At 40.9% G+C, this 25,735-nt stretch carries 24 protein-coding genes; 17 read left to right on the forward strand and 7 right to left on the reverse strand.

The genetic code is table 11. The features are described from left to right. Nucleotides 1-17: 17 nt before the first annotated feature. From D0469_RS21315 to D0469_RS03735, 4 genes are all read right to left on the reverse strand, one after another. Nucleotides 18-158, reverse strand: a complete 141-nt coding sequence (locus tag D0469_RS21315) for a hypothetical protein (protein WP_199478331.1) — start codon at nt 156-158, stop codon at nt 18-20. 48 nt (nt 159-206) lie between these two features. Next, on the reverse strand, nt 207-509 hold the full coding sequence (locus D0469_RS22060) for an LrgB family protein (protein ID WP_117325284.1): 303 nt from the start codon (nt 507-509) through the stop codon (nt 207-209). After that, entirely contained in the window at nt 476-832 is a 357-nt protein-coding gene (locus tag D0469_RS03730) for a CidA/LrgA family protein (protein WP_117325285.1), read from the reverse strand. The genes D0469_RS22060 and D0469_RS03730 overlap by 34 nt, the downstream gene beginning before the upstream one ends. Before the next feature lie 494 nt (nt 833-1,326). Beyond that, nucleotides 1,327-2,229, reverse strand: coding sequence for a LysR family transcriptional regulator (locus D0469_RS03735; protein ID WP_117325286.1), 903 nt, complete (start codon nt 2,227-2,229; stop codon nt 1,327-1,329). Between the two features lie 140 nt (nt 2,230-2,369). On the opposite strand from D0469_RS03735, the gene gltB reads away from it, so the two are divergent. The 6 genes from gltB (at nt 2,370) to D0469_RS03775 (ending at nt 12,683) form a co-directional block, all read left to right on the forward strand. Continuing rightward, on the forward strand, nt 2,370-6,926 hold the full coding sequence (gene gltB, locus D0469_RS03740; RefSeq protein WP_117325287.1) for a glutamate synthase large subunit: 4,557 nt from the start codon (nt 2,370-2,372) through the stop codon (nt 6,924-6,926). A 16-nt stretch (nt 6,927-6,942) separates the two neighbouring features. Further along, nucleotides 6,943-8,424, forward strand: coding sequence for a glutamate synthase small subunit (gene gltD, locus D0469_RS03745; RefSeq protein ID WP_117325288.1), 1,482 nt, complete (start codon nt 6,943-6,945; stop codon nt 8,422-8,424). Nucleotides 8,425-8,812: 388 nt separating this feature from the next. Next, on the forward strand, nt 8,813-9,394 hold the full coding sequence (locus tag D0469_RS03755; protein WP_117325289.1) for an LOG family protein: 582 nt from the start codon (nt 8,813-8,815) through the stop codon (nt 9,392-9,394). 853 nt (nt 9,395-10,247) lie between these two features. After that, nucleotides 10,248-11,123, forward strand: coding sequence for a helix-turn-helix domain-containing protein (locus D0469_RS03765; RefSeq protein ID WP_117325291.1), 876 nt, complete (start codon nt 10,248-10,250; stop codon nt 11,121-11,123). A gap of 48 nt (nt 11,124-11,171) precedes the next feature. Beyond that, nucleotides 11,172-11,678 (forward strand): ribosomal eL19 family protein, encoded by a 507-nt coding sequence (locus D0469_RS03770; protein ID WP_117325292.1) that lies wholly within the window; start codon nt 11,172-11,174, stop codon nt 11,676-11,678. Nucleotides 11,679-12,185: 507 nt separating this feature from the next. Continuing rightward, on the forward strand, nt 12,186-12,683 hold the full coding sequence (locus tag D0469_RS03775; RefSeq protein ID WP_117325293.1) for a competence protein ComK: 498 nt from the start codon (nt 12,186-12,188) through the stop codon (nt 12,681-12,683). Nucleotides 12,684-12,789: 106 nt separating this feature from the next. On the opposite strand, the gene D0469_RS03780 is transcribed toward D0469_RS03775, so the two are convergent. Continuing rightward, a complete protein-coding gene (locus D0469_RS03780) occupies nt 12,790-12,990 on the reverse strand; it encodes a hypothetical protein (RefSeq protein ID WP_117325294.1) in 201 nt (66 codons plus the stop codon). 248 nt (nt 12,991-13,238) lie between these two features. Between D0469_RS03780 and D0469_RS03785 the strand changes: the two genes are divergently transcribed. The 8 genes from D0469_RS03785 (at nt 13,239) to D0469_RS03820 (ending at nt 20,751) form a co-directional block, all read left to right on the forward strand. Further along, the gene (locus D0469_RS03785) at nt 13,239-13,982 is read left to right on the forward strand and encodes an SDR family oxidoreductase (RefSeq protein WP_407675721.1); all 744 of its coding nucleotides are present in this window, start codon (nt 13,239-13,241) and stop codon (nt 13,980-13,982) included. 620 nt (nt 13,983-14,602) lie between these two features. Next, entirely contained in the window at nt 14,603-14,890 is a 288-nt protein-coding gene (locus D0469_RS03790; protein ID WP_117325296.1) for a hypothetical protein, read from the forward strand. A gap of 442 nt (nt 14,891-15,332) precedes the next feature. Next, complete coding sequence (locus D0469_RS03795; RefSeq protein WP_117325297.1) at nt 15,333-15,599, forward strand: phosphocarrier protein HPr; 267 nt, start codon at nt 15,333-15,335, stop codon at nt 15,597-15,599. Next, nucleotides 15,599-17,320 (forward strand): phosphoenolpyruvate--protein phosphotransferase, encoded by a 1,722-nt coding sequence (gene ptsP / locus D0469_RS03800; protein WP_117325298.1) that lies wholly within the window; start codon nt 15,599-15,601, stop codon nt 17,318-17,320. The genes D0469_RS03795 and ptsP overlap by 1 nt, the downstream gene beginning before the upstream one ends. Before the next feature lie 107 nt (nt 17,321-17,427). Beyond that, nucleotides 17,428-17,607: an H-type small acid-soluble spore protein gene (locus tag D0469_RS03805; RefSeq protein ID WP_117325299.1), complete on the forward strand. Its 180-nt coding sequence runs from the start codon at nt 17,428-17,430 to the stop codon at nt 17,605-17,607. An 836-nt stretch (nt 17,608-18,443) separates the two neighbouring features. Then, nucleotides 18,444-19,229 carry an SDR family oxidoreductase gene (locus D0469_RS03810; RefSeq protein WP_117325300.1) on the forward strand — a complete coding sequence of 262 codons (786 nt, stop codon included), beginning with the start codon at nt 18,444-18,446 and terminating at the stop codon, nt 19,227-19,229. A gap of 42 nt (nt 19,230-19,271) precedes the next feature. Further along, a complete protein-coding gene (locus D0469_RS03815; protein ID WP_117325301.1) occupies nt 19,272-20,150 on the forward strand; it encodes an NAD(P)-dependent oxidoreductase in 879 nt (292 codons plus the stop codon). A 235-nt stretch (nt 20,151-20,385) separates the two neighbouring features. Further along, nucleotides 20,386-20,751: a hypothetical protein gene (locus D0469_RS03820; RefSeq protein ID WP_142919156.1), complete on the forward strand. Its 366-nt coding sequence runs from the start codon at nt 20,386-20,388 to the stop codon at nt 20,749-20,751. Nucleotides 20,752-20,874: 123 nt separating this feature from the next. Here D0469_RS03820 and D0469_RS03825 read toward each other — a convergent pair whose 3' ends face one another. Beyond that, on the reverse strand, nt 20,875-22,020 hold the full coding sequence (locus D0469_RS03825) for an aminotransferase A (protein ID WP_117325303.1): 1,146 nt from the start codon (nt 22,018-22,020) through the stop codon (nt 20,875-20,877). 185 nt (nt 22,021-22,205) lie between these two features. On the opposite strand from D0469_RS03825, the gene corA reads away from it, so the two are divergent. Beyond that, nucleotides 22,206-23,207, forward strand: coding sequence for a magnesium/cobalt transporter CorA (gene corA, locus D0469_RS03830; RefSeq protein WP_117325304.1), 1,002 nt, complete (start codon nt 22,206-22,208; stop codon nt 23,205-23,207). A 296-nt stretch (nt 23,208-23,503) separates the two neighbouring features. Here the strand turns inward: corA and D0469_RS03835 are convergent, their stop codons facing one another. Beyond that, nucleotides 23,504-23,707 carry a hypothetical protein gene (locus D0469_RS03835; RefSeq protein WP_117325305.1) on the reverse strand — a complete coding sequence of 68 codons (204 nt, stop codon included), beginning with the start codon at nt 23,705-23,707 and terminating at the stop codon, nt 23,504-23,506. 145 nt (nt 23,708-23,852) lie between these two features. Between D0469_RS03835 and D0469_RS03840 the strand changes: the two genes are divergently transcribed. Further along, nucleotides 23,853-24,362, forward strand: coding sequence for an RDD family protein (locus D0469_RS03840; RefSeq protein ID WP_117325306.1), 510 nt, complete (start codon nt 23,853-23,855; stop codon nt 24,360-24,362). 219 nt (nt 24,363-24,581) lie between these two features. Then, nucleotides 24,582-25,487: a chemotaxis protein gene (locus D0469_RS03845; RefSeq protein ID WP_117325307.1), complete on the forward strand. Its 906-nt coding sequence runs from the start codon at nt 24,582-24,584 to the stop codon at nt 25,485-25,487. Nucleotides 25,488-25,735: the final 248 nt, after the last annotated feature.

Below are 25,735 nucleotides of genomic sequence, written 5' to 3' on the forward strand. Positions count from 1 at the left end.
TATCACTCCTATTCAAATCAATAATTGTTTTGGATTTTTCGTATGAGCTCATCGGTTCGGGGACCAAGGATTTGGATCAATTCTTCATAAAGCTGGTCACGCAAAAGGTCGATTTCTATGATTTTTTCGACAAGTTTTACTTCTATAGATTTATCCACAATATTACCTTCTTTCATTTTGTTATATAAGGATAGTGATAACAGGGATCAAGATCGAGAGGAAAATAGCTGAGGAGACCATAGCGATGCATCCCAGTGCACCTTCTTCTTCTCCCCAAAGCAAGATATAAGGCTTCCTTTTTGATATGTGCTAACAGGCACATGAAACAAAAAGAGCAGGGAAATCACAAGTGCTGATGAAGTATATAAAGGATTCAGCCAGCTTTTCTTATATTTCCTGAAGAAATGAACACTTATGATATAAGACACGATAGTCATAGTTACACTGCACACTATGCTGCCAGAAAAAACGGTCATTATTGGCTCCTCCTTTTGATTTTTTCGAACCATTCCACAAAAAATGCGGTTCCCAGAAGACAGATGAAACTGCTGAAGAGGATTGCGATGATAAAATGCCAACTTAGCAGCGGTATCAAATTAGGAGATAAAAATACTCCTATCACAAGCGGCAGAAAAAGTAATGTAAGATGTTTAATTTGGAAGGTGGCCATGTTTTCAATCCATTCCAATTGGATTAGGCCGGTTAGCATCGCTGCCAGTAGCATGATCATTCCTGCAACACTTCCTGGAAAGGGCAGATGCAATATGCTGACAATTCCATTGCCCAGCAGAAGAAATCCGCTAATGATGAATAGTTGAAAAAACTTACGCACTGGTTTGCGTTTCCTCCTTGTTGGTTTTTTACAGGATAGAGCATAAAAAAATCGATTACCTTAAATTTGTAAGATAATCTGACAACGTTTTTTGTTTCGACAAAATTATAACGTTAGAAAACCTTCCGAAAATGAATTTTAAATGGCCGTCATTTTGCTGGGTAGACATCAAAAAATGAAGTTTTTTATAACATAGGAAAATGATTTCTGAAGGGATATTGGGAGAGAGCTCCCGCATTTATGAAAGGGTTTTTCTCTTTACTAAGAATGGGGATTTAAAACGATGCCAAACTTCAATGCTTGACTTAAACGCTGTTATTTTTAAATGATGAGAATTTCTTTATGTATGGGCTCTGTCTGAAATTAAGCCCTGCGGAAAATGTGTTATCCCGACAGACTGTTTTAGGTGTTTATAGGCAGGTTGTGTAACCTGCCTTAGGCAATGGACTCTTTTATGGAAGAATTCTTTTCTGCTAATATCCTTCGGAAAATACTTATTTATACTGGTCAAGCAAATAGAAGAACTCTTTTACAAACTGATAAAATTCTTTTTCGGATGGTGCCAATTCCCGGTTTTCAGGAGTGATTATACCGACAGTCCGCATTAATTGAGGATCTTTTACCGGAATCTTCACTGTGAATCGGGGGATATTTTCGGATAATGTACTATCAGGCAAAAGGCTGATACCTATTCCTGCAGCAACAAGGCCTTTGATGGCATCCATATCCTCGCCTTCAGATGCTATGGCAGGGACAAAGCCAGCTTGTTCACAAGCTTTTACTGCTGTTTGCTGAAGAATGTATCCCTTCGGAAATAACACAAACATATCATTTCGTAAATCGCTTAGAAACAAGCTTTTTTTGTCAGAAAGGGAATGGTTGGACGGCACTAATGCAGAAAAACGCTCCGAAAATAATATATCTGCTTGAATATCAGCTTCGCTTGCCGGAACAGGTCCGAGAAATGCTAGATTGATATCACCATTTTTAACAGAATCAATTAAAGCTGTATACGAGCCTTGGCGTAAGTAAAAGGTTACGTTTGGGTGTTTTTCCTTAAAAGCGGAGACAACAGTCGGCAACAAATTACCTGCGAGGCTTGTTGGGTATCCGATTTTGATGGTGCCATTTTCAGGATCCAAATATTCATCTACCTTTGTCTTTGCGTAGTCAAGTGCTTTAATCGCAGTGTTTACATGTGTGAGGAAGATTCTTCCGATTTCTGTTAATTTCACATTTCTCCCTTTCCGCTCAAATAATGAGACTCCAAGTTCTGATTCTAATTTGGCGATTTGCAAGCTAATTGCAGATTGCGCTACATGAAGCTCCTCAGCGGCTTCGGTAACATGTTCCCGCTCTGCAACCTCTATAAAATATCGTAATTGACGCAGCTCCATATTTATCCTCCGAAAAAATATATATTGATTCAAGATTGATTTCATCTAAATTATATATTGTTCATATTAATCTGAAAACCTACAATAATAAACAGCTAAAACTTCGTGAAAATACACGAAATGTGGAGGAGAGAAAAAAAGTGACATATCATCAATTGCCAAAAGCGCAAGGTCTCTACCGTCCAGAATTTGAGCATGACGCTTGCGGTATCGGATTATACGCTCATCTGAAGGGCCATGCTTCACATGAGATTGTAAATAAAGGACTGAAAATGCTTTGCCAGCTTGATCACCGAGGGGGCCAGGGCAGCGATCCGTTAACAGGTGATGGCGCAGGCCTTATGGTACAGCTTCCGGATGGATTTTTCCGGCTGGCATGCCCTGAACTAAAACTTCCAGAAAAAGGCCGTTATGGCGTAGGCATGATCTTCTTTTCAAGAAATGAATCTGAACAAAAAGAAATAGAGGCTGTCATTAATAGATTGATTGAAGAAGAGGGACAGACGCTTCTCGGCTGGAGAACAGTTCCTGTAAATATTGACGAAATCGGGGAAACAGGAAAAAAAACCTGTCCAGTGATCCGGCAGGTGTTTATCGGCGCAAGCAAAGCAATTGCCAATGATCTGGCATTTGAGCGTAAATTATTCATTATCCGCAAACAGGCAGAAAATTGGGCAAAACAAAAAGATTTTCGCTTTTATTTTGCGAGTCTATCAAGCAGGACGATTGTTTATAAAGGGTTGTTGACACCTGAACAGGTAAATGCATTTTACTTGGATTTGCAAAATGAGGCATTCGTTTCTGGATTTGCTCTAGTGCATTCCCGGTTTAGCACAAATACATTCCCTAGCTGGGAAAGGGCTCATCCGAATCGCTATTTGATTCACAACGGTGAAATCAACACGCTTCGCGGGAATATAAATTGGATGAAAGCGCGTGAGCAGCAGTTTGTATCTGAAGCATTCGGAGAGGAGCTGTCAAAAGTTCTGCCTCTTTTAGATACTGACGGAAGCGATTCGTCCATTTTGGATAACGCCCTTGAATTCCTTGTTCTAGCAGGACGAACGCCAGCACATGCAGCAATGATGCTCATTCCTGAACCTTGGACCGAGAACCCGCATATTACTCAAGAAAAGAAGGCCTTCTATGAATATCATAGCACTTTAATGGAGCCATGGGACGGTCCGACAGCCATTTCGTTCACGGATGGAAAGCAGATTGGGGCCATCCTGGATCGCAATGGATTGCGTCCTGCCCGTTATTATGTCACAAAGGATGATTATATCATTTTCTCTTCCGAAGTAGGCGTGATTGAGGTAGATCCGGAAAATGTACTTTATAAAGACCGATTAAGTCCAGGGAAAATGCTGCTGATTGATTTGGAACAGGGCCGGATCATTTCTGATGAAACGATCAAGACTGAAATGGCCCAGGCTTATCCGTATCAGCAATGGCTCGATAATCAGCTAGTAAAAATGGAGGACACGCTTCTTGAAAGGGAAGATGAGCCAATAACAGATCTTGTCACCCGCCAAAAAGCTTTCGGCTATACGTATGAAGATGTGCATAAATATTTGCTTGCTATTGTAACAGAAGGGAAAGATCCACTTGGATCGATGGGTAATGATTCCCCGCTTGCTGTACTTTCAGATCGGCCTCAGTTATTGTTCAACTACTTTAAGCAGCTATTTGCGCAAGTCACAAATCCTCCGATCGACTCAATTCGAGAGCATCTTGTTACTTCGACAATGACGTTTCTGGGTGCTGAAGGGAACTTGCTCCATCCTAATGAAGGGAATGCCCGGAGAATCCAGCTTGCTACCCCTATCTTGACGAATGGCCAGTTAGCTCAATTGAAAGACAATATTCATTCAGACTTTAAGAGTACTGTTATTCAAACTTTGTTTTCTGAAGATTTGGAGAATCGACTCTTGGAGATTTGCAACGAAGCAGAAAGGGCGGTTGAAGAAGGAACAAGCATCATCATCTTATCTGACCGCAGCATGAACAAATCTGAAGTTGCCATACCGCCTTTATTGGCTGCAAGCGCACTGCATCAGGAACTGATCCGAAAGGGTATCCGTACAAAAGCAAGTATTATTGTTGAATCAGGGGAGATCAGGGAAGTCCATCATTTTGCAGCCCTCATCGGTTATGGTGTTGATGCAATTAACCCATATCTCGCATATGCAGTCTTCAAGCAAGCAGTGGCTGATGGCAGCCTGAAGGTGAGCTATGAAGAAGCGGTCAGCAAGTATGTAAAAGCCGTGACTGAAGGTGTTGTCAAAGTCATGTCAAAAATGGGGATTTCTACAGTGCAGAGTTACCGCGGAGCGCAAATTTTCGAAGCGGTAGGCATTGGCGTCCCTGTAATTGATCGTTATTTTACCGGTACGGCTTCCCAAATTGGGGGAATTGGATTAGATACCATTTCTGAGGAAGCAATGATCCGGCACAAGGAAGCATTTGCTGCTTCTATAGATGCCACATTGGAGCCGGGCAGCGATTTTCAATGGAGAAAAACCGGGGAACACCATGCGTTTAACCCAAAAACGATCCATACGCTTCAATGGGCGACCAGAAAAGGCGATTACCAATTGTTTAAACAATTTTCACAAATGGCGAACGAGGAGCGCCTTGGCTTTTTGCGTAATCTTTTTAATTTCAATCAACAGCGCCCATCCCTGCCGCTCGAAGAAGTGGAATCAGTGGATTCCATTGTACGCCGCTTTAAATCCGGTGCAATGTCATTCGGCTCATTAAGCAAAGAGGCTCATGAAACATTAGCCATAGCGATGAACCGTCTTGGAGCAAAAAGCAACTCGGGTGAAGGCGGAGAAGATGCATCACGGAATGAAATGGATGAAAATGGAGATAACCGCCGAAGCGGCATAAAACAAATCGCTTCCGGCCGTTTTGGTGTGAAGAGCCATTATCTTGTCAATGCAGATGAACTGCAAATCAAGATGGCTCAGGGTGCTAAGCCAGGAGAAGGCGGGCAGCTTCCGGGTAACAAGGTATATCCATGGGTTGCTGAAGTGCGTGGGTCAACACCGGGTGTGGGCCTCATATCACCACCTCCGCATCATGATATCTACTCGATTGAAGATCTAGCACAGCTTATTCATGATTTAAAAAATGCGAATCGGAATGCAAGAATCAGCGTGAAATTGGTATCAAAGGCCGGCGTCGGCACAATTGCCGCAGGTGTGGCAAAAGGTGCCGCAGATGTCATTGTGATCAGCGGCTATGATGGAGGAACAGGAGCATCCCCGAAAACAAGCATTAAGCATACGGGGCTTCCTTGGGAGCTTGGTCTTGCTGAGGCACATCAGACACTGATGCTAAATGGATTAAGAGATCGCGTGATCCTGGAAACAGACGGCAAGCTGATGACTGGAAGAGATGTTGTCATGGCTGCGCTGCTTGGAGCAGAAGAGTTCGGGTTCGCAACAGCTCCTCTTATTGTACTTGGATGCATCATGATGCGTGCATGTCATTTGGATACATGTCCGGTGGGAGTAGCGACACAAAATCCGGAATTGCGCGAAAAATTCACTGGTCATGCTGACTATGTCGTTAATTATATGCGTTTTGTCGCGCAGGAAGTTCGTGAGCTTATGGCAGAGCTGGGCTTTAAAACGGTTGAAGAAATGGTTGGCAGAACTGATGTATTAAGTATGAGCAACCGGGCTAAAGAACATTGGAAAGCAAAGCATTTAGATTTAACGACGCTTTTATACCAGCCTGAAGGTGGCCGAACTTTCAAGAATCCGCAAAATCACAAGATTGATGAATCAATTGATATTCAGAAAATACTGCCAGCCGTTCAATCTGCAATAGACACATTGACTCCAATTGATCTGTCATTGCCGATTACCAACGTCAACCGTGTAGTTGGTACGATTGTAGGAAGTGAAATTTCAAAGCGCCATGGCGAAGCCGGGCTGCCTGAAGATACAATCACCCTGCGGTTTACAGGCTCTGCCGGACAAAGTTTTGGGGCATTCGTTCCAAAAGGAATGTCCATGTATGTAACAGGGGATGTCAATGACTATGTCGGAAAGGGATTATCTGGCGGCAAACTGATTGTAAAATCACCTGCTGTGTCCAAGTTAATATCAGCGGAAAACGTTATTGCAGGAAATGTTGCCCTATATGGTGCCACAAGTGGTGAAGCTTATATTAATGGACGCGCCGGCGAACGTTTTGCCGTCCGTAATAGCGGTGTTCATGTGGTTGTTGAGGGAATTGGTGATCATGGCTGTGAATATATGACTGGAGGCCGCGTTGTAATTTTAGGAAACACCGGGAAGAACTTTGCTGCTGGAATGTCAGGTGGCATCGCCTATATTCTTGCTGATGATGCGGCTGAATTTAAGTCATTATGCAATCAGGAAATGATCGGTTTTGAAGCACTTGAAAATGCCCAGGAAATAAAGGAAGTGCGTGAAATGATTTCCCATCATTTGAAATACACTGACAGTCCAAAGGCGAACTATGTGCTGGAGAACTGGATTCAATTGGTTAAAAAATTCGTTAAAGTAATACCAAAGGATTATAAGCGGATGATGGACCGCATTCAGCAGGAAAAGCTGGCTGGGCTGACTGATGAACAAGCCATCTTAAGTGCGTTTCAAGCTAACGCTGCAAAAGAAAAAACGCCTTTAAAAAAGAAGGAACCAGTTACCCAATAAGAAAGGAGAGAGGGATATGGGAAAAGCAACAGGATTTATGGAATATAGCCGTGAAAAAGCTAAAGAACGAAATCCGATGACACGTGTAAGCGACTGGAAAGAATATTCAGCTCCTTTCTCTGATGAAATGTTAAGCCGTCAAGGAGCAAGGTGCATGGATTGCGGCACTCCTTTCTGCCATATGGGCATTGAATTGGATCGTGGAACAGCAGGCTGTCCAATTGATAATCTGATTCCCGAGTGGAATGATTTAGTTTACCGGGGCAGATGGAAAGAAGCATTGGAACGGCTTATGAAAACAAATAATTTTCCGGAATTTACAGGGCGTGTTTGCCCGGCCCCATGCGAAGGGTCCTGCACTCTGGCCATTACTGATCCAGCGGTTACGATAAAAAATATTGAGCGCTCAATTATCGATAAAGGATTTGCAAACGGGTGGATTGCACCGAGGATTCCACAGAGCCGTTCCGGAAAAAAGATTGCCATTATTGGATCAGGTCCGGCAGGATTGGCCGCTGCAGACCAGCTTAATCAAGCAGGGCACACCGTTACTATTTATGAGCGATCAGACCGCGCCGGCGGGCTGCTGATGTACGGCATTCCGAATATGAAGCTTGAAAAGGAAATTGTTGAACGACGAATCAATTTGCTTATCCAGGAAGGAATAGATATCATTACTAATACCGAAGTTGGAAAAGACATTTCAGCCGAGGAGCTAAAAAGTCAGTTCGACGCGGTAATCCTTTGCACCGGAGCTCAGAAGCAGCGCGATTTGGTGCTTAAAGGCAGACAAGCGAACGGAGTCCATTTTGCGATGGACTACTTAACTACAACGACAAAGAGCTTATTGGATTCTGATTTTCAGGACGGTCAGTTCATTGATACAAAAGGGAAGGATGTCATTGTTATCGGAGGAGGGGACACAGGTGCTGACTGTGTCGCAACCGCCCTGCGCCAAAATTCCCGGAGCGTCGTACAATTTGGCAAGCATCCTCAACTGCCTGCGTCACGCACCCCGGAAAATATGTGGCCGGCACAGCCCGAGGTATACACGCTTGACTATGCGTATGAAGAAGCAGAAGCAAAATTCGGAAGCGACCCTCGTCAATATTTGATTCAGACGAAGGAAATCGTCTCAGATGCAGACGGGAATGTAAAAGAACTGGTCACGATTCAGATGGAAAAAGTAAAAACTGAATCCGGCCAATACGTCTTCAATGAAATTCCTGGAACAGAAAAAGTATGGCCGGCCCAGCATGTGTTCATCGCAATCGGGTTTGAAGGGACGGAACAGCCGCTGTTAACCCAATTTGGTGTAGCTGCACGTAACAATAAAATTGACGCAGCATATGGCGAATACACAACAAATGTACAAGGCGTATTCGCCGCCGGTGATGCACGGAGAGGTCAAAGCCTGATTGTTTGGGCAATCAATGAGGGCCGTGAAGCAGCAAGGGAAGTTGACCGCTATTTAATGGGAGCAACCCTTCTGCCTTAATAATAGTGAAAAAAGATGGTTCGATTTTTTTAAAAAACGAACCATCTTTTTTGGTTGAAAATTAGCGTTATTAACGCAGTATTGATTTATGCAGATTTACCAGCAAGGATTGAATATGGGATAAATTGTAAGTGATTGACGCATTGTTAAAGATGGCAATATCATTACAGGCGGTGGTGTTCAACGTCCGTTGATCTTGGGCTTTACATCTGTGAACTGTTAGCAGGACAGGGAGCGGCGGAAAAAATTCAAAAGCAAATGGACTATCCATATTATAAAGCCCGTGATATTAACATAAAAATATAATAATTTAACAAAATTATTGTTTGAAGCAAAAAGGGAAACAGTACAATTGAGTGAATAGATGAGGGGAAAGGGGGTATTTGCATTGCAGCGTATAGCGGTTTTTTGCGGTTCAAGCAGCGGGGCGTCAAGTATTTTTAGAGAAGGAGCCATCGAATTAGGGAAGGAGATGGTTAAAAGAGGTATCACTCTCGTTTATGGTGGTTCAAGTGTAGGCCTGATGGGACAAATAGCTGATACCGTACTGGATGAGGGAGGGGAAGTAATTGGAGTGATTCCCCAGATGCTTGAGGACCGTGAAATATCACATCCCAACTTAACAGAACTTTTTGTTGTTGGATCGATGCACGAAAGAAAAGCAAAAATGGCTGATTTAGCTGATGGTTTTATAGCATTGCCTGGGGGGCCCGGGACCATGGAAGAATTTTTTGAGATATTTACATGGGCACAGCTGGGACTGCATCATAAGCCGTTTGGCCTTTTAAATGTGAATAGTTATTATGACAAGCTTGTTGCCTTTTTTGATCACATGACCGACCAGCAATTCATGCATGAAAAATACCGGTCCATGGTATTCATTGAATCAAAACCGGATCAATTGATTGAACAATTTAAGGCATTCAATCCACCTGATGTAAAGAAATGGATTAATGAAGAACAGACCTGAGTAGAAGAAAAGGAGCCTTTTATACTAAACTTTTTTTAACTGTTCATTTAATAAGCAAACAGAAAATAGCAACTCCATTCTGGTGTCAAGAAAAGAATGAAGCATTTACCAGTAATCAGGAAGGCCTTCATAACTCGGGGCCTTCCATTTTTTATAAAAAAGAGCAGCTTTGGGATCCCAAGCTGCTTTATCTATTTTATTTGATGCAACATACGAAAAAGCTGTTTTAGAGCTATTCTCCGCCCAATAAGCCTTTTAAAGACCAGCCGGAAAAGGGGAATATAAAACTCTCGGATAAAAGGGATTTAGATGAATACCCGCAATAAAAGCATTGATGCTCATACTTAAAGGGGGCCAGCGCTGTATGTATTATTTTTTTAAATGTAATCTCATTGAATAATTCTTCCGTGATAGAGCGGCGAATATCAATAAGAATATCAAACGGCAAAGGGGACACAACCAGAAGATCCTCAACACCCTCCAAAAAGGCATTCTTGTCATTAATGAAAAGATCCTTCATTTGATTTAACTGATTACTGAAGGACTTACTATCAAACAAAGAATTCTGGCAGTTGGGGCATTGTTTTTTAGTGGGCAACAAGTTGTTTCATACCCTCTTTCGTTTCAAAATAAACCTCAGTAATGAAATAAATTTTCTCATTTTATAATACGGGATTTTTTACCATAATTCATTAGGGAATATTGCTCATTATTTGTGAATATTCTGACCTATTTACTCTGTTAATATAAGAACTTATAAGAAAATATAAAAATTCAAAAAATTCTCGTAAACCTTAATGCCAGAAATGATATATTAAATTATAAGCATCATTTTTTTTGTGGAGGGCATAAGATGTTAGGTATCAATGTTGGGGAAATGATTAAATCATTAAGGTTATATAAAGGGCTTGATTTAAACCAATTAGCAAGCGACATCTGTACCGTTGAAGAACTGGAACAGTTTGAAAGGGGGGAGAAATATCCAGGCATTGAACAGATATATCTTCTTACCGAACGATTAAACATTAATTTTAACACCTTTTTTAACATTTCGGTTACTGGGGTTTTTGACTATAAAACTGCTATATATGATTTAATCAACAAGTATAAAAGGCAGCGTAATTATGAAGCAATTTTTACGATTGTCCAGCGGGAAATGGAAAATCCGGTTTTTCAGGAACCATCAAGAAAGCAATTTTTACTATGGCATGAAGGTATATGCCTATTTCATTTGAATGGATTAAGAGAAGAATCTTTACATATTTTGAAACAAGCGATTCGATTAACAAATGAACAGTTAATTTCCCTGACAGAGCAAGAAATAGAAATAATGATTAGCATTGCAATTATTGAGAATTTGACCGGTAACCCAGAAACTGCTGAGAAATATTTTAAGGATGCTCGTGAAAACGTGAATAACCTTCCATACCTAGTTGATCCTAAAGTAGAACTTCGTATCCTTTTCGGACTTTCACAGACACTTACAGAGCAAAGCAAATTTAAAGAATCAAATTTATATAGTCAACAAGGAATATCGATTTGTATAAATAATGAATTATTATATCTTTTTGGGGAATTTCATTATCAATTGGGAGAAAATTTTAGCAAGCTAGAAGAGATAGAAATAGCAAGAAAGTGGTTTGAAAAGGCGATAAGCATCTTTACCATACAAGATAATGAAAAATTTGCAAAATTAGTTAAAATTGAAATGGAAAAATTTATCTCCTAGTGCTAGTATCATATTAATAAATAAAATTTTAAAAAGGAGAATACCAATTTGAAGAAATTAATAGTAGGATCTTTATTAACACTGGCGTTAGCTGGATTTGTTGGTGTAAGTAAAAATGATGACAAGGTAGCAGGCTTACCGGCCCAGCATATTAGCAAGCCAATTACAGTAGCGGGACTGCCGGCCCAGCATATTAGCAAGCCAATTACAGTAGCAGGACTGCCGGCCCAGCATATTAGCAAACCGATTACAGTAGCAGGACTGCCGGCCCAGCATATTAGCAAACCGATTACAGTAGCAGGACTGCCAGCCCAGCATATTAGCAAACCGATTACAGTAGCAGGACTGCCAGCCCAGCATATTAGCAAGCCAATTACAGTAGTGGGACTGCCGGCCCAGCATATTAGCAAGCCAATTACAGTAGCAGGACTGCCAGTCCAGCATATTAGCAAGCCAATTACAGTAGCAGGACTGCCAGTCCAGCATATTAGTAAGCCAATTACAGTAGCGGGTTTACCGGCCCAGCACATTGTTAAACCTGATAATCTTGCATAAATTCTCCGACAGAAGGCTGCGCATTGTAATGCTTATTTAGGCCCTGATAAGGAAGAATAAAAAAGTGACTCTACTAGTCACTTTTTTATTTTTTATTGAGAAAAAGTAGTATCTTTTCTAAAACTGAAACCTACTGTGTCCTACTGTCCATCTCCTCTTATAAATAAACGTAATTCTTAATTATAAATGGTCATGGGCAAAAATTAACCAACTACTCCGGATAAATTTTGGTCTACTTTGGCAAGCTGAATTATGATAGATGCCTAGATTATAAAATCAGCAGCAAAATATGTTTAATATCCATAAATATCTGAATGTGATTATAGGGAGGGGTGAGGTGTGGAAGGTTAAATAGAGACAGCACTTAAAATAGAGCCGTTCTTTTAACAGGGACTTTTGACAAATAATTCGAAATTTTGTAACAAGTATTGCCCTATTATGGAAGAAAACCTCTTTCATTTTCTATATTATCTTTATTATAAGAATATTTAGGAGGGGAAAGAGAATATGGAAGAAAATGAACGATATAAGGTGTCGCGGTCGACTATGGGCTTGGCTCCTGCACTCCATCCTCAGTTTCAAACAATTATTTATGATGTAAAAGGGATATATCTCACCCATAAGCCAATACGGATGCTTCTTAATGAAGCGTGTCTTAATGGAGGGGCCGGGTATAGCGGAAGACTCGAATCGGCCAGATGGCTTTTAAAGCATTATAAGAAGACTCCATTGCTCATATGTCCCCTGCAGCGTATATATGCTTTTCCGACGCTTTCTCCTAAGTCACATGATTGCATGTGGATCTTTCCCCGCCACTTAGAGAACTTTGATGATGAAACACTTACCGTTACTTTCAGGAACGGGGCAACACTGGTTGTTAATTGTTCACCCCATGTTTTCCATAAGCAGAAAGGCAGGGCTGCAGACCTTGCCATCAAGCTTTGCAAACCCTATGAAATTAAAAGTATAGAATATCTTTCTTTACGGAGGCCTTTAAAGAAATGAAAAAATAAAATCCAGAATCATAAACAGGGCCTTGTTTATATTAACAGAAATTATTATATCGTTTGCTTATCTACTCTTTCATATAAAAAATGAGGAGTGAATGGCTCTACTCCTCAAAAAAATTATCGAATTGATCCTTTTCAGCTTTATTAGAATTTTGAGCATATGGATTGAATTCTTCAGGGTTTTCCGGATCCAGATTTGTTTTGATTACAAGGGTAGGCTGTGCGTTTCGCGGTGCCATAACACGATCTTCCATTTCTTTGAAATCTGGCATGTTTGGATTTCCTGGCTTTTGTGGTTCCATTGTATTCACCTCCTGAACATAGATTGCCTGTTATGATCTGAAATATACTAAGACTTCAATTTTATGGAACTAAATATGTTTCTTAATTTCTTACTAAATGTTTAAATGATTAAATACACCATAAGTTGGTATATATAGAATGAGGTGCAGCAAAATTCAGAGATGAAATGGCAGGGTATACATATGCCGGTTAGGAAGGGCAAAATAGGCAGATTAACTTTTCCTAAAACCCAAGTAAGGAGTGCATAATGATGACAGAAAACATCAGCAGGGCAGTAATTGTGACCGGGGCTGGCAGCGGTATTGGCAGGGAAATTGCCAGAACCTTTGCCGCAGAGGGTTCCAATGTAGTTGTAGCAGATAAAGAGAAGGCAAACGGGGAAGAGACGGTAAATCTCATTAAAGCTGCAGGCGGGAATTCTTTGTTTATTGAAACGGATGTAAGACAAGAGTCCGACATTAAAAGAGTGGTTCAGGAGACAGTTAAATATTTTGGGAAAATAGATGTTTTAATTAATAATGCGGGTGTTTCAGCCTTTAAACCCCTTTTTGACCTATCGGCAATGGAATGGGATGACATAATTGCTTCCAATCTTAGAAGTGTCTTCCTTGCTTCAAGGGAAGCAGCCAGAGTCATGAAGCCCGGCAGCAGCATTGTTAATATTTCATCTACGAGGGCTTTTATGTCTGAACCTGATTCGGAAGCCTATGCGGCCTCAAAGGGAGGCATTTTCGCTTTAACTCATGCCCTTGCAGCGTCTTTAAGCGAGAAACGGATAAGAGTAAACTCCATTAGCCCGGGATGGATCCAGAACACAGATTATGAAAATCTGAAGGAAGAAGACCATACTCAGCATTGGTCAGGCCGCGTAGGCAAACCTTCAGATATTGCAAGGGCTTGCCAATATCTGTGTGTGGAGGGCAATGACTTTGTCAATGGAGAGAATATTGTTATTGATGGCGGCATGACCCGGAAAATGATATATGACTAGGAAAAAAACATTCCCTAAACCTAAAGAAAGACCAAATCATCTGTGATTTGGTCTTTCTTTATATAGTTTCAGACCTGGACCGATATAAGCGGGCTTTAAATTACTTGCATGAGAGTAATTTAAATTTGCTTCCTCCGATATAGTTTTAGCCACCATGATTCACATGGATTGCACATCTTTAGTCTGTTTAATAGAAAAGCCGTAGAGGTACTTTCCAGTCTGTTGTTTTTGCCAAACTAGAGTACCGGGTAAAGTAATGGCCGCAGAGTGTACATGAAAGGGAAGCGTATGCTCTTATGCAGAATCGACAGGGAAATTAAGACTGGAACGAACCTTGCACCGTTCGGGCTAATATCCTAAGGATTCCATGAGCCCTTTTTTGCTTACTCCGGACTCCTCATTAACTCTTGTTATAACAAAATATCCTGAAACAGAACTGGAAAGGAAAAGCGAAAGGCTTCTTCCCGTTTAATTCATATGCATCCTCCCCTTAAAACTGAAAATAATGGATGTTTTCAAGCTAAAAATGATGAATTTTTGACTTTTTTCTATTTACAAGTTGTTATTGTAGTTCTTTTTTTTTATATAAAACATAGGCTGTATTAAAAAACACTGGAGGGATGGCTATTAAAGACCAAAGCTTGCTGTTAAGACTGAAGTTGCTGAATAATATGATCTTAAAGGAAATGATTCAGGAAGGCAGGAACTTTGACCAGTCTTCGCTAAAGCATGTTGCTGAGTGGAACTCCAGAGTGATAAATAATCTTGTCGAAATAATGCTAAACGAGGACTTAAACAATGAAACAGCATTAAAAGCATCTGTAATTCAGATGAGGATTGCAGTAAATGCCATAAATAATATGAAACCAAACGATAGCGAAGCTTTACTCAAACATGTTATACCTTAACGGTGACCGGTACAATCCGGTCCTTTTTTATGCAAAAAACGGGACAATCGTTGGAAGACATTATAAAGCAAGCCTCTGCCTTTTACGAAAAGACAATTGTTTTTGAAATAGCAACACATAAATACTTTCAAATATACAAACCAGAATTAAAAAGATATTGCTGCCTTTTCAGCTATTTATATTTGATTTTGGATGAAAAATTTTGTACCATTCTTTTATAAAAAAGGGATGGGGGCATTGTTTGTCTTCGTCGGAAATGCTATTATGTTAAATGTTGTCTGTTGTCTGACTTCTACATACGCATAAGTTATTACAACTTGGCATCAATTTTGTATTTCCTAACATACTTTATCCTTTAATGGGTATTATGAGAAAGATAGTTATAGATGGCAGAAAAGTATGTTTGCTTTTTTTAGATTATTTTTAAAGGAGAATGGTTCCCATGGTAGAAAAAACATTTAAAGTTACAGCTGAAACAGGAATTCATGCACGTCCGGCGACGTTACTAGTACAATCTGCAGGTAAATTCGATTCAGACATTAATCTTGAATATAAAGGCAAGAAAGTAAATCTTAAATCTATTATGGGCGTTATGTCGCTGGGTATCGGTCAGGGTGCAGATATTACAATTACTGCAGAAGGCAGCGACGAGCAGGATGCGCTTAACACTCTTTCAGAAACCTTGAAAAAAGAAGGCTTAGCTGAATAATGTCAACTATGCTGCAAGGGATAGCGGCTTCAAGCGGTATTGCCATAGCCAAGGCATACCGTTTGATTGAACCGGATTTAACTGTTATCAAAAAAACAATCGAGGCACCTGAAGATGAGGTGGAGCGTTTCCAGGAAGCAGTTACGACTTCCAAGTCAGAATTGCAGTCCATCAGGGATCGCGCTGAAAAGGAATTGGGCGCTGACAAAGCAGCCATTTTTGATGCCCATCTTCTCGTATTAAGCGACCCTGAGCTTTTAGGCCCGATTGAAGATAAAATCAAAAGCGAAAACGTAAACGCTGAATTCGCTCTAAAGGAAACAGCGGATGTATTTGTTGCGATGTTTGAGCAAATGGATAATGAATATATGAAAGAGCGTGCTGCCGATATCCGCGATGTAACAAAGCGTGTACTGGCACATTTATTGAATGTCAGAATTCCAAACCCAAGTATGATTGCTGAGGAAGTGATCATAATCGCAGAAGACCTTACCCCTTCGGATACCGCTCAGCTTAACCGTAATTATGTGAAGGGTTTCACTACCGATATCGGAGGCAGGACATCTCATTCTGCTATTATGGCCCGATCAATGGAGATTCCAGCGGTAGTGGGAACAAAGGAAGCAACTGAAACAATACGAAATGGCGACATAGTGATCGTTGACGGCTTAACCGGACAAGTCCATATCAACCCGACTCCTGAGCTTGTTGAAGAATATGAACAGCGACAAGGAGCATTTGAGGCTCAGAAGGCTGAATGGGCAAAGCTGGTTAACGAAAAAACAGTCTCTGCTGATGGCCATCACGTGGAGTTAGCCGCTAATATTGGTACGCCAAAGGACCTGAAAGGTGTTATCAGAAATGGCGGGGAAGGTGTCGGTCTATACAGGACTGAATTCCTGTACATGGGAAGAGACCAGCTTCCTACGGAAGATGAGCAGTTTGAAGCATATAAAGCTGTTTTGGAGGGCATGGAAGGCAAGCCGGTGGTTGTCCGGACGCTTGACATTGGCGGTGATAAAGAACTTCCATATCTTAGCCTGCCTAAGGAAATGAATCCATTCTTGGGTTATCGTGCGATTCGCCTTTGCCTTGAAGAGCAGGATATTTTCCGTACACAGCTTCGTGCACTTCTCCGTGCAAGCCAATATGGAAACTTGAAAATCATGTTCCCGATGATAGCTACCCTAGGCGAGTTCCGCCAAGCAAAAGCCATCCTTTTAGAAGAGAAGCAAAAGCTAATTGATGCAGGCAATAAGATCGCTGAACAAATTGAAGTGGGTATCATGGTGGAAATTCCATCGACTGCTGTGATGGCTGATACGTTCGCAAAAGAAGTTGATTTCTTCAGCATCGGAACGAATGACCTAATTCAATACACAATGGCCGCTGACCGGATGAATGAGCGGATTTCCTATCTGTATCAGCCATATAACCCGGCTATACTGCGCCTGGTTAAAATGGTTATTGATGCAGCGCATAAGGAAGGCAAATGGGCAGGAATGTGCGGCGAAATGGCGGGCGATGAAATTGCCATTCCAGTTCTGTTAGGTTTAGGCCTCGACGAATTTTCCATGAGCGCAACTTCCATCCTTAAAGCACGTTCACTGATCAGGAAACTTTCTCAGGAAGACATGAAGAGCTTGGCCGAATCTGTACTGACATTGGAAACAAATCAGGACGTAATGAATGCTGTTAAAAGAGCAACTGAGAATATATAAGTAAAGCAATACACCTTGTCTAATTTAGGGACAAGGTGTATTTTATTGGATAAAATCTGTTCTTATGTCAAATCCTATTAATAAATTGATGTTAGGAGTTGGGAGTTATGGATGCAAATCGTGTAAAGCAAATTTTATCCTCATCCGCGGATATTCATGTTGAATACAATGGAGCGAATGTGTGGATCGATTCTCTTAATGAGGATGGCAGTACTGCACGTGTATTCTTAAGAGGGCGCCCGAATGATCCTAGTGATGTAAATATTGCTGAACTACGGGAGCTATAAATTTTTTCCTTAAAAAAATATAAAAATATGTTTAAACCTGTTTTGTAACGGGTAAAAGTAAGCATGCACAATTTGTTAGCTCTTTAAAGTAGCTGACATTCTCATTTCCCCCTTTTTAGCCGGCTCGAGCAAAAACTCAAGCCGGCTTTTTTTGTCTTAATGAAAAGTCTCTGTTAAACTTGCCTGTTGATTTCTGTTCTAGTGGCGTTTTCGGGAGCCTACACGACGCCTGTGGGGTCTCCCTTGACCGGCTTTTCTCGCAGGAGTCTCGCACCTTCAGCTCCAATATAGAAAAGCGAATGCGCCCTGACAGAGGAAGAAAGGCTAAGTTCGCCACGACATATGGCAACGCCGTTTGACCCACATCCTGAAAAAAGGAACGTCGACTAAGTTCTGGCACGTCCTGTGCCAAACGTTGACGCCAGCACATCCTGTGCAAGTCCGACGAGCATAATCCAAGCGCTGACAGAAGCGCTTTTTGCCTTCCGAAGCGCCTGGATTTTGACCAGGGTTGTGACGGCCTTTGGTCACAACATTCGAGGGGCTGGGCGCTGCAGCTATACCTCAACAAAGTGTCAAAATCAACAATGAGCTTTAATATAGCCAAAGAAAAAAATAATAACAAAAGTAGTGTGGGTCTAGCTTAAGCTCAGCAACAAGCCTGGATGACCACACGAAACAATACGTTTGCTTTTTGAGACAGGAAGCGGGAATCATTATGTTCTTCTAACCACACGTGTGCATTTTTAAATTTCTGAAAAATTATTAAGTTCTTATTTTTCAATAAGTGTGTTAAAAGATATAATAAAAATTGAAGATAAAAGGAGGAATGAGATATGGAAACAGGGTTAAAGGGAAAAAACGCATTGGTGATTGCTTCCAGCCAGGGACTTGGTGAAGCGACAGCCCGCGAACTGGTAAACGAGGGAGCAAATGTGCTGCTTGTAAGCAGAAATGAAGATAAACTTCAAAAAGTAAATTCGGATCTGAATGCATTGGGTCCCGGCAGAACAGCTTTTATTGCAGCTGATATTACAAAAACAGAAGATATTGATGCAATAATTAAAAAGATCTCAGAGGAATTTGGGGGCATTGATATTTTGGTGAATAACGCCGGCGGCCCGCCTGCAGGAAGTTTTGAACAGATGACAGATGAACAGTGGCAAGCTTCATTCGAATTAAATTTATTAAGCTACATACGAATTATCCGTAAAGCGCTTCCGTACTTAAAAAAGAACGGCGGGAAAATTATTAACATTGCTTCCTCTTCCATTAAAGAACCGATTCCAGGTCTGATTCTTTCTAACACATTCCGCACTGCAATTGTTGGTTTATCTAAAACGTTAGCTGAAGAGCTCGCGCCATTTAACATTTTAGTAAATACGGTTGCACCAGGACGGATCGCAACCGACCGGGTTCGCCATTTGGATGACGTAAATGCTGAAAAACTGGGGATAAGCCGTGAAGAGGTTGAAAAGAACGCTAAGAGCAAGATCCCGCTTGGCCGCTATGGAAGACCGGAAGAGTTTGCGCGGGCGATAGTCTTTTTTGCATCTGATGCTAATACATATATGACCGGTGGGGCGTATTTAGTTGATGGAGGAATGGTCAGATCGATTTAGACTCGAAGCGGATGCTGCTCATTTTGAAAACGGGGTGCGATAATGGCAATTTCGAAGGAAAATACTATTGTTGGATTTATAGGGACTGGCGTAATGGGAAAAAGCATGGCTGGGCATCTATTGAAGGACGGTTATAAGGTAACCGTCTATACAAGAACGAAGGAGAAAGCGCAGGATTTGCTGGATGCAGGGGCTGAGTGGGCAGAATCGCCAAAAGAGCTGGCAGGAATAGCAAATGTAATTATAACAATCGTTGGATATCCGTCCGATGTGGAAGAAATATATCTTGGAGAGGAAGGAATCATAAAGAATGGTTCTGAAGGAACATTCCTTATCGATATGACAACCTCAACACCTTCTCTTGCCGAAAAAATTTACCGGGCAGCTAAAGAGAGAGGCATGGGTGCCATCGATGCTCCGGTTTCAGGCGGAGATATCGGAGCCAGAGAAGCAAGACTGACGATTATGGTTGGCGGCGATGAGCAGGATTTTATTGAGGTAAAAGGCATTTTAGACCTGATGGGTGCCAATATCGTTCATCAGGGTACTGCAGGGGCCGGGCAGCATACGAAAATGTGCAACCAGATTGCAATCGCTGCAAACATGATTGCTGTTAGTGAAGCCATGGTTTATGCCAGAAAAGCCGGATTGAACCAGGAGCAGGTACTGAAGAGCATCGGTTCAGGAGCGGCGGGAAGCTGGTCGCTATCCAATCTTGCCCCTCGAATGATAAAGGGAGATTTTGAACCTGGCTTTTACATTAAGCATTTTATTAAGGATATGAATATCGCATTTAAAGAGGCAGAAAAAATGGGTATGGAAGTTCCAGGGCTGTCACTCGCTAAATCGTTGTACGAGGAGCTCGCCCAATCAGGAGAAGAAAACAGTGGTACACAAGCAATCTATAAATACTGGGAATAATTGGTTCTTTTGGAGCTTAGTTGATCGGAGCGGAAGGTGTGAGACTCCTGCGGGAAAAGCGGATCAAGGGTGACCCCTCAGGCGCAAGTGGCGAGGAGGGTTCCGAACCGCCACTAGAGCGGAAATGAACAGGTATGAGTGATTAAAAGCTTAGTTTACTTTTCGCTAAAAAACATAGGTGTCCCTTTTCATGAATAACCTTGATATAAAGGCAAAATGGAAGGGGCGCTTTTTTATGGGGTTATTTGAGGATATTGAAGCAAAATTCAATGAACTGGAGGACGGCAGATATGTTGTCCGAGTGGATGGGTTTAAGAGGGATAAAACAATTACCAACATGAATCCGATCCGATGGTCGCTTTCTCTTATGAATGATTACAGTGCACAGCTTCCTGCCAAGTTTAGCCATATCGAAACAAATGCAGGCTTTCAAATCTTGCTCAGGGAACTGAAAAGCCTAGGATATCCAAAACCCAAGTCAGCTGAAGAGTTTGAAAAAATTCTGAACAGTCTAAAAGGATCAATAGTTGAGGTTAGCGTCACTACCACCAACAAAGAAGAAGGCTATAGGGAAGTAAAATTCCTGCGAAAGCTTTATTAAAGAAATCATTGAGATTGGATTATATAGGACAGCAAAAGGCTATGTATGCCAAGAAGCCAGAATGCTTAAAAACATCCTGGCTTTTTGCAGCGGAATAAACTATATATATCTGTTGAAAATATTTTAAGCTGATAGGAATTGTTCGATCCGGTTTAGTGCGGTCTCAAGCATTTCCATTGAGCATGCGTAAGATAGGCGGAAATATCCTTCTCCAAGGGCTGAAAATGAATTGCCGGGCACGACGGCCACTTTCACCTGCTCAGCTAATTCCAGGGCGAATTGAAGTGAGTCTGAATAAGGTTTTGGCACCCTAACAAAAAAGTAAAATGCACCGTCAGGCTTCACAACATCAAAGCCCATTTTGACAAGCCGCCCATACACATAATCCCGGCGTTCTGCATAGGCCTGTTTCATTGGGAGTGCATCATCAATGCCTTCCGTTACAGCTGCATATGCCGCCTTTTGGGAAATCGAGGTGGCACAGGAAACGTTGTATTGATGGACTTTAATTAAATGCTGAGAAATAGAAGCAGGTGCGAAAACGAATCCTATCCTCCAGCCTGTCATCGAGTGTGATTTGGACAAACCATTGATCACAATGGTCTGATCCCGCAAATAAGAAGCAATGGAAGTATGCTTTTGATCGAAAACGAGTTCGCTGTATATTTCATCTGAAAGAATGAAGATGTCATTGCCGCTTATTAGCTCCGCGATTTCCTTTAATTCCTCGGCTGTAAGGGTAACTCCTGTAGGGTTCGACGGATATGGGAGCACAATGCATCTGGTCTTTTCTGTTATGTAGGTTTTCAAGATATCCGCAGTTAACCTGAATCCGTTTTTGGTTGTGTCAGCATAAACCGGAACGGCGCCGCAAAGCTTGATAATTGGCTCATAACCTGGATAGACTGGTCCTGGAAGTATGACTTCACATCCCGGTGACAGTATTGTCCGGAATGAAATATCAATCCCCTCACTGGCTCCGGCTGTTACAATTACTTCACTGTCAGGATTATAGGATAAATTGTATTTCTTATTCATATATTCAGCAGTAGCTTGCCTTAGCTCTATATATCCCGCATTATGGGTATACACGGTAAAGTTTGCATCAATCGCTGATTTCGCCGCTTCCTTTATATGTTCCGGAGTAGGAAAATCCGGCTGTCCGATTGTTAATGAAACCATTTCTTTAAAATGAGAAACAGAATTGAAAAATTTTCTGATTCCTGAAATTTCAATATTTCTTACTTGAGGATTGATTAAATGCTCCAATCTGTGTAGACCTCCTATTACTGGCTTTATTAAGTACTATAGTACAACCCGGCTGAAAAATCGATAGACAAACTTTATATTGTTAATAATGGTTTTAACTGAAGAAATTTTATTAAATATGAGAAAGCTACCATACATAGGCTTGTTAGCTAACATTAGACTTAATTAGTGGAGATTTGAAGATTATGATAAGAACTTGTGTTGTTACTAAAGATAATAAAACTTTGTACGATATAGCTTTAGAGGACATCTTGGCAATGGAGCCCAAATGGTATTGGGCAGATTTTTGCCATGCAGATGAATCTGAGGTGAAATTGCTATCCCATTATTTTCATTTTCATCCACTTGCGATAGAGGATTGCCTTGACAGCTTTAATCAGCGTCCTAAGCTCGATTTCTATGATAATTATCAGTTTATCGTTTTACATGAATTGAACGCAGAGAATCTCATTCCTGCTGAAGTAGATTTATTTATTGGCGATGACTTCCTCGTTACTTTTCATAATGAGAAAATACCGCAGTTTGACCTTCTTTGGGAAAGGACAAAATCTGATGAAAATATCCAAAAAGGACCTTTCTTCTTAATGCATGCAATTATTGATAAACTAGTGGACGATTTTTTTCCACCGGTGTATAAGCTTGAGGAAGAATTGAACGCCTTGGAGGATAATGCAGACAATGAAAGTATCAGCGAATTGATGGAAAGAGTTTTTGATGTCAGGGCAGATTTATCAAGTATCCGAAGGACGATTCTGCCAATGAGAGATCTCTTATACCGCATCATTCATTCAGACCGGCTGAATTACTTAAAGGAACAGCAGCTATACTTTCATGATGTCTACGATCACCTGCTTAAGCTAGTTGAAATGCTTGAGCTATACCGGGATTTTTCAGCTGATATACGTGATAGTTATTTGTCTATGAATTCAAATACAATGAATTCAATTATGATGACACTCACTGTCATCACGACCATTTTTATGCCTTTGACCTTTATAGTAGGGGTATACGGTATGAATTTTGAGTATATGCCTATGCTAGAATGGCAGCATGGTTATTATGCTATTTTAGGATTCATGGCGGTTATAGCGGCTCTAATGCTGTTGTTCTTCTTAAAAAAGGGATGGCTCCATGCCGGCAGAAAAGCAAAACGGAGGAGGCGTCTTAAGAGTAATCGGAGATTATAGGGGCAAAAAGCAGAGATGAACCGGTCCTATTGGAACGCCTGCATTAGACTGAGTTCTTATTTCTATAATTAGCCGGCAGAAGAACATTTCGGATTTTGGATAGTAAATCATTCATTTTGTAAAGTAAATCTGGCATGTTGAAATACTAAAGTGCCCAGGCAGTAGACAGTCATTCTACTATACGGCAATAATCGGCTGTAAGGGCAGTTCAATGTTTACGGCAAATCTTTAAAAAGCCTGCCCATAAATAAGGACAGGCCATGCAGGTATATAGAAGCATGCAGTATTATATTTTATTAGTATCCGTAATCCCAGTCGATTTCTTCTTCCTGCCAGAATACTGGAGAGACATTTCCAAAATCAATCAATTTGTTTTCAAGCTTGCAATTGCAATGGTCATAGTCACCTTGTTCCTTGATTACTTCAAAGACCGAAGGGTCAACATCTTCTAAAAATGTTACATTATTATTCTCAAGGAAAAGAATGGCAGTCCCTTTCATGAGTCATGCACCTCTTTGTCTTATTGGAGTTTATTTCATTTGTATTGTATTCGTAACATTAGATAAAGTCCAGCTTATTGTGAATACGTTCACAAAAATATCAAAAAAGGAATTTTCAATAATATACTCGAGGAGGAGAACTTTTATGGAAAATGGAATAAGTTGGGAAAATAGCCCAGATGAAAGAAAGGAATATGCCGGATTCTGGATTCGATTCGCAGCGAACCTGATTGATGCAATCGTTCTTGGTGTTCCTATTTTTATCTTATCCATGATTGTTTTATTTATCTTTGAAGGAGTTGCGATGGATCCGAATTATCAGCCGACAGATGCTGAACTGCTTGCTTTTGCTGGTGGATATTTTGTTTTTGTTATATTTGCTGCATTAATTGGCTTTTTATACTTTGCCATCCTTCATTCATCCAAATGGCAGGCTACGGTTGGGAAAAAACTTCTCGGTTTAAAGGTAACCGATCTGAAAGGGAATCGAATCTCTTTTTGGAGAGCTCTAGGCCGAATACTCGCCATGAGCTTTTTATCCGGGATCTTCTATATCGGCTATATTATGGCTGCTTTTACGGAAAGGAAGCAATCACTGCATGATATGATCGCAGGAACGGTTGTTGTAAAATCAAGCCTATTAGACTCTAATTAAAGAATATTATACTTGGCTGTATAAAAATCTTGTCCATCTGGGCAAGTTTTTTGTGTAATTGCTTAAATGGACTGTAGTACCAGGTAAGTATACGGGGGAGACTGAATTTTTTAATAGAAAAAGATTTCACTAAATATTATGAATTACAAGATCGAACTAATAGAAAATCGTGGTATATTTAGACTATATTGCAATAATATCAGGAAGGGCGCGTTACGAATGGATCATAAAAAAGGAATTCTACTTGAAAGCGGCACAAATGAGCTTGAGATTGTCGAGTTCGGAATTGGCAGCAATAAGTTTGGAATAAATGTTATTAAAGTAAAAGAGATTATCAATCCAGTTCCCATCACAATTGTTCCCCAGGCACATTCAAATGTAGAGGGTATTATCGAACTAAGGGGAGAGATACTTCCCATTGTTAATGTGGCGGCCGCACTGGGGTTCCCGCCCTCAGAAACTCCGCATCTGGATAAGTTTATTGTTGCGGAATTCAATAAACAAAAAATTGTCTTTCATGTGCATAGCGTTACCCAAATTCACAGGATTTCCTGGGCCCAAATTGAAAAGCCATCCGACATGTATCAGGGTTCTGAAAGCCAGATAATCGGTGTTATCAAATTGAATGGGGAAATGATTCTTCTCTTGGATTTTGAGAAAATAGTAGTGGAAATTAATCCGGAGTCAGGAATCAATGTCCAGCAGGTCCAAAAGCTTGGAAAACGTGAGCGGTCGGAAAAAAGGATAATTGTAGCCGAGGATTCAGCACTATTGCGCAAACTTCTGCATGATACACTGACAGAAGCAGGCTTTCAAAATCTTGAATTCTTTGAGAATGGCCGGGATGCTCTTGCATATCTTGATACAATTTCAGAATCAGGGAAGGATGTAGCTTCCGAAGTGCAAATGGTCATTACTGATATAGAAATGCCGCAAATGGATGGCCATCATTTAACGAAAAGGATTAAAGATCATAACAAATTTGGTAAACTTCCTGTTATAATCTTTTCTTCATTGATAACCGATGACCTTCGCCACAAAGGGAAAATGGTTGGAGCGGACGGACAAGTCAGCAAGCCAGAAATAGCGGAGCTGATCAGGCTGATTGATCAGCATATTCTCTAGGTATTCACTTGTTTTTTTGAAGCCAGAGGTAACCAGGCGGATTTTTTCCTGATCCGCTTGCATTTGGAATAATAGTAAAGAATTATTTAATAGATATGCGGAGATTCAGTATGCGCTTTGTCATTTGACAAGGTGCATACTGTTTTTTCATATGAGTCATATGTGGATCAATAACTAGATGTGAACAGTTTACCTGTTACATTGACCAGTACTTGAACGATTTGATCTCCCCGATCCAATAATATTGA

Origin of the sequence: Peribacillus saganii, from assembly GCF_003429095.1 — a bacterium.
GTDB classification, from domain to species: Bacteria; Bacillota; Bacilli; order Bacillales; family DSM-1321; genus Peribacillus; species Peribacillus saganii.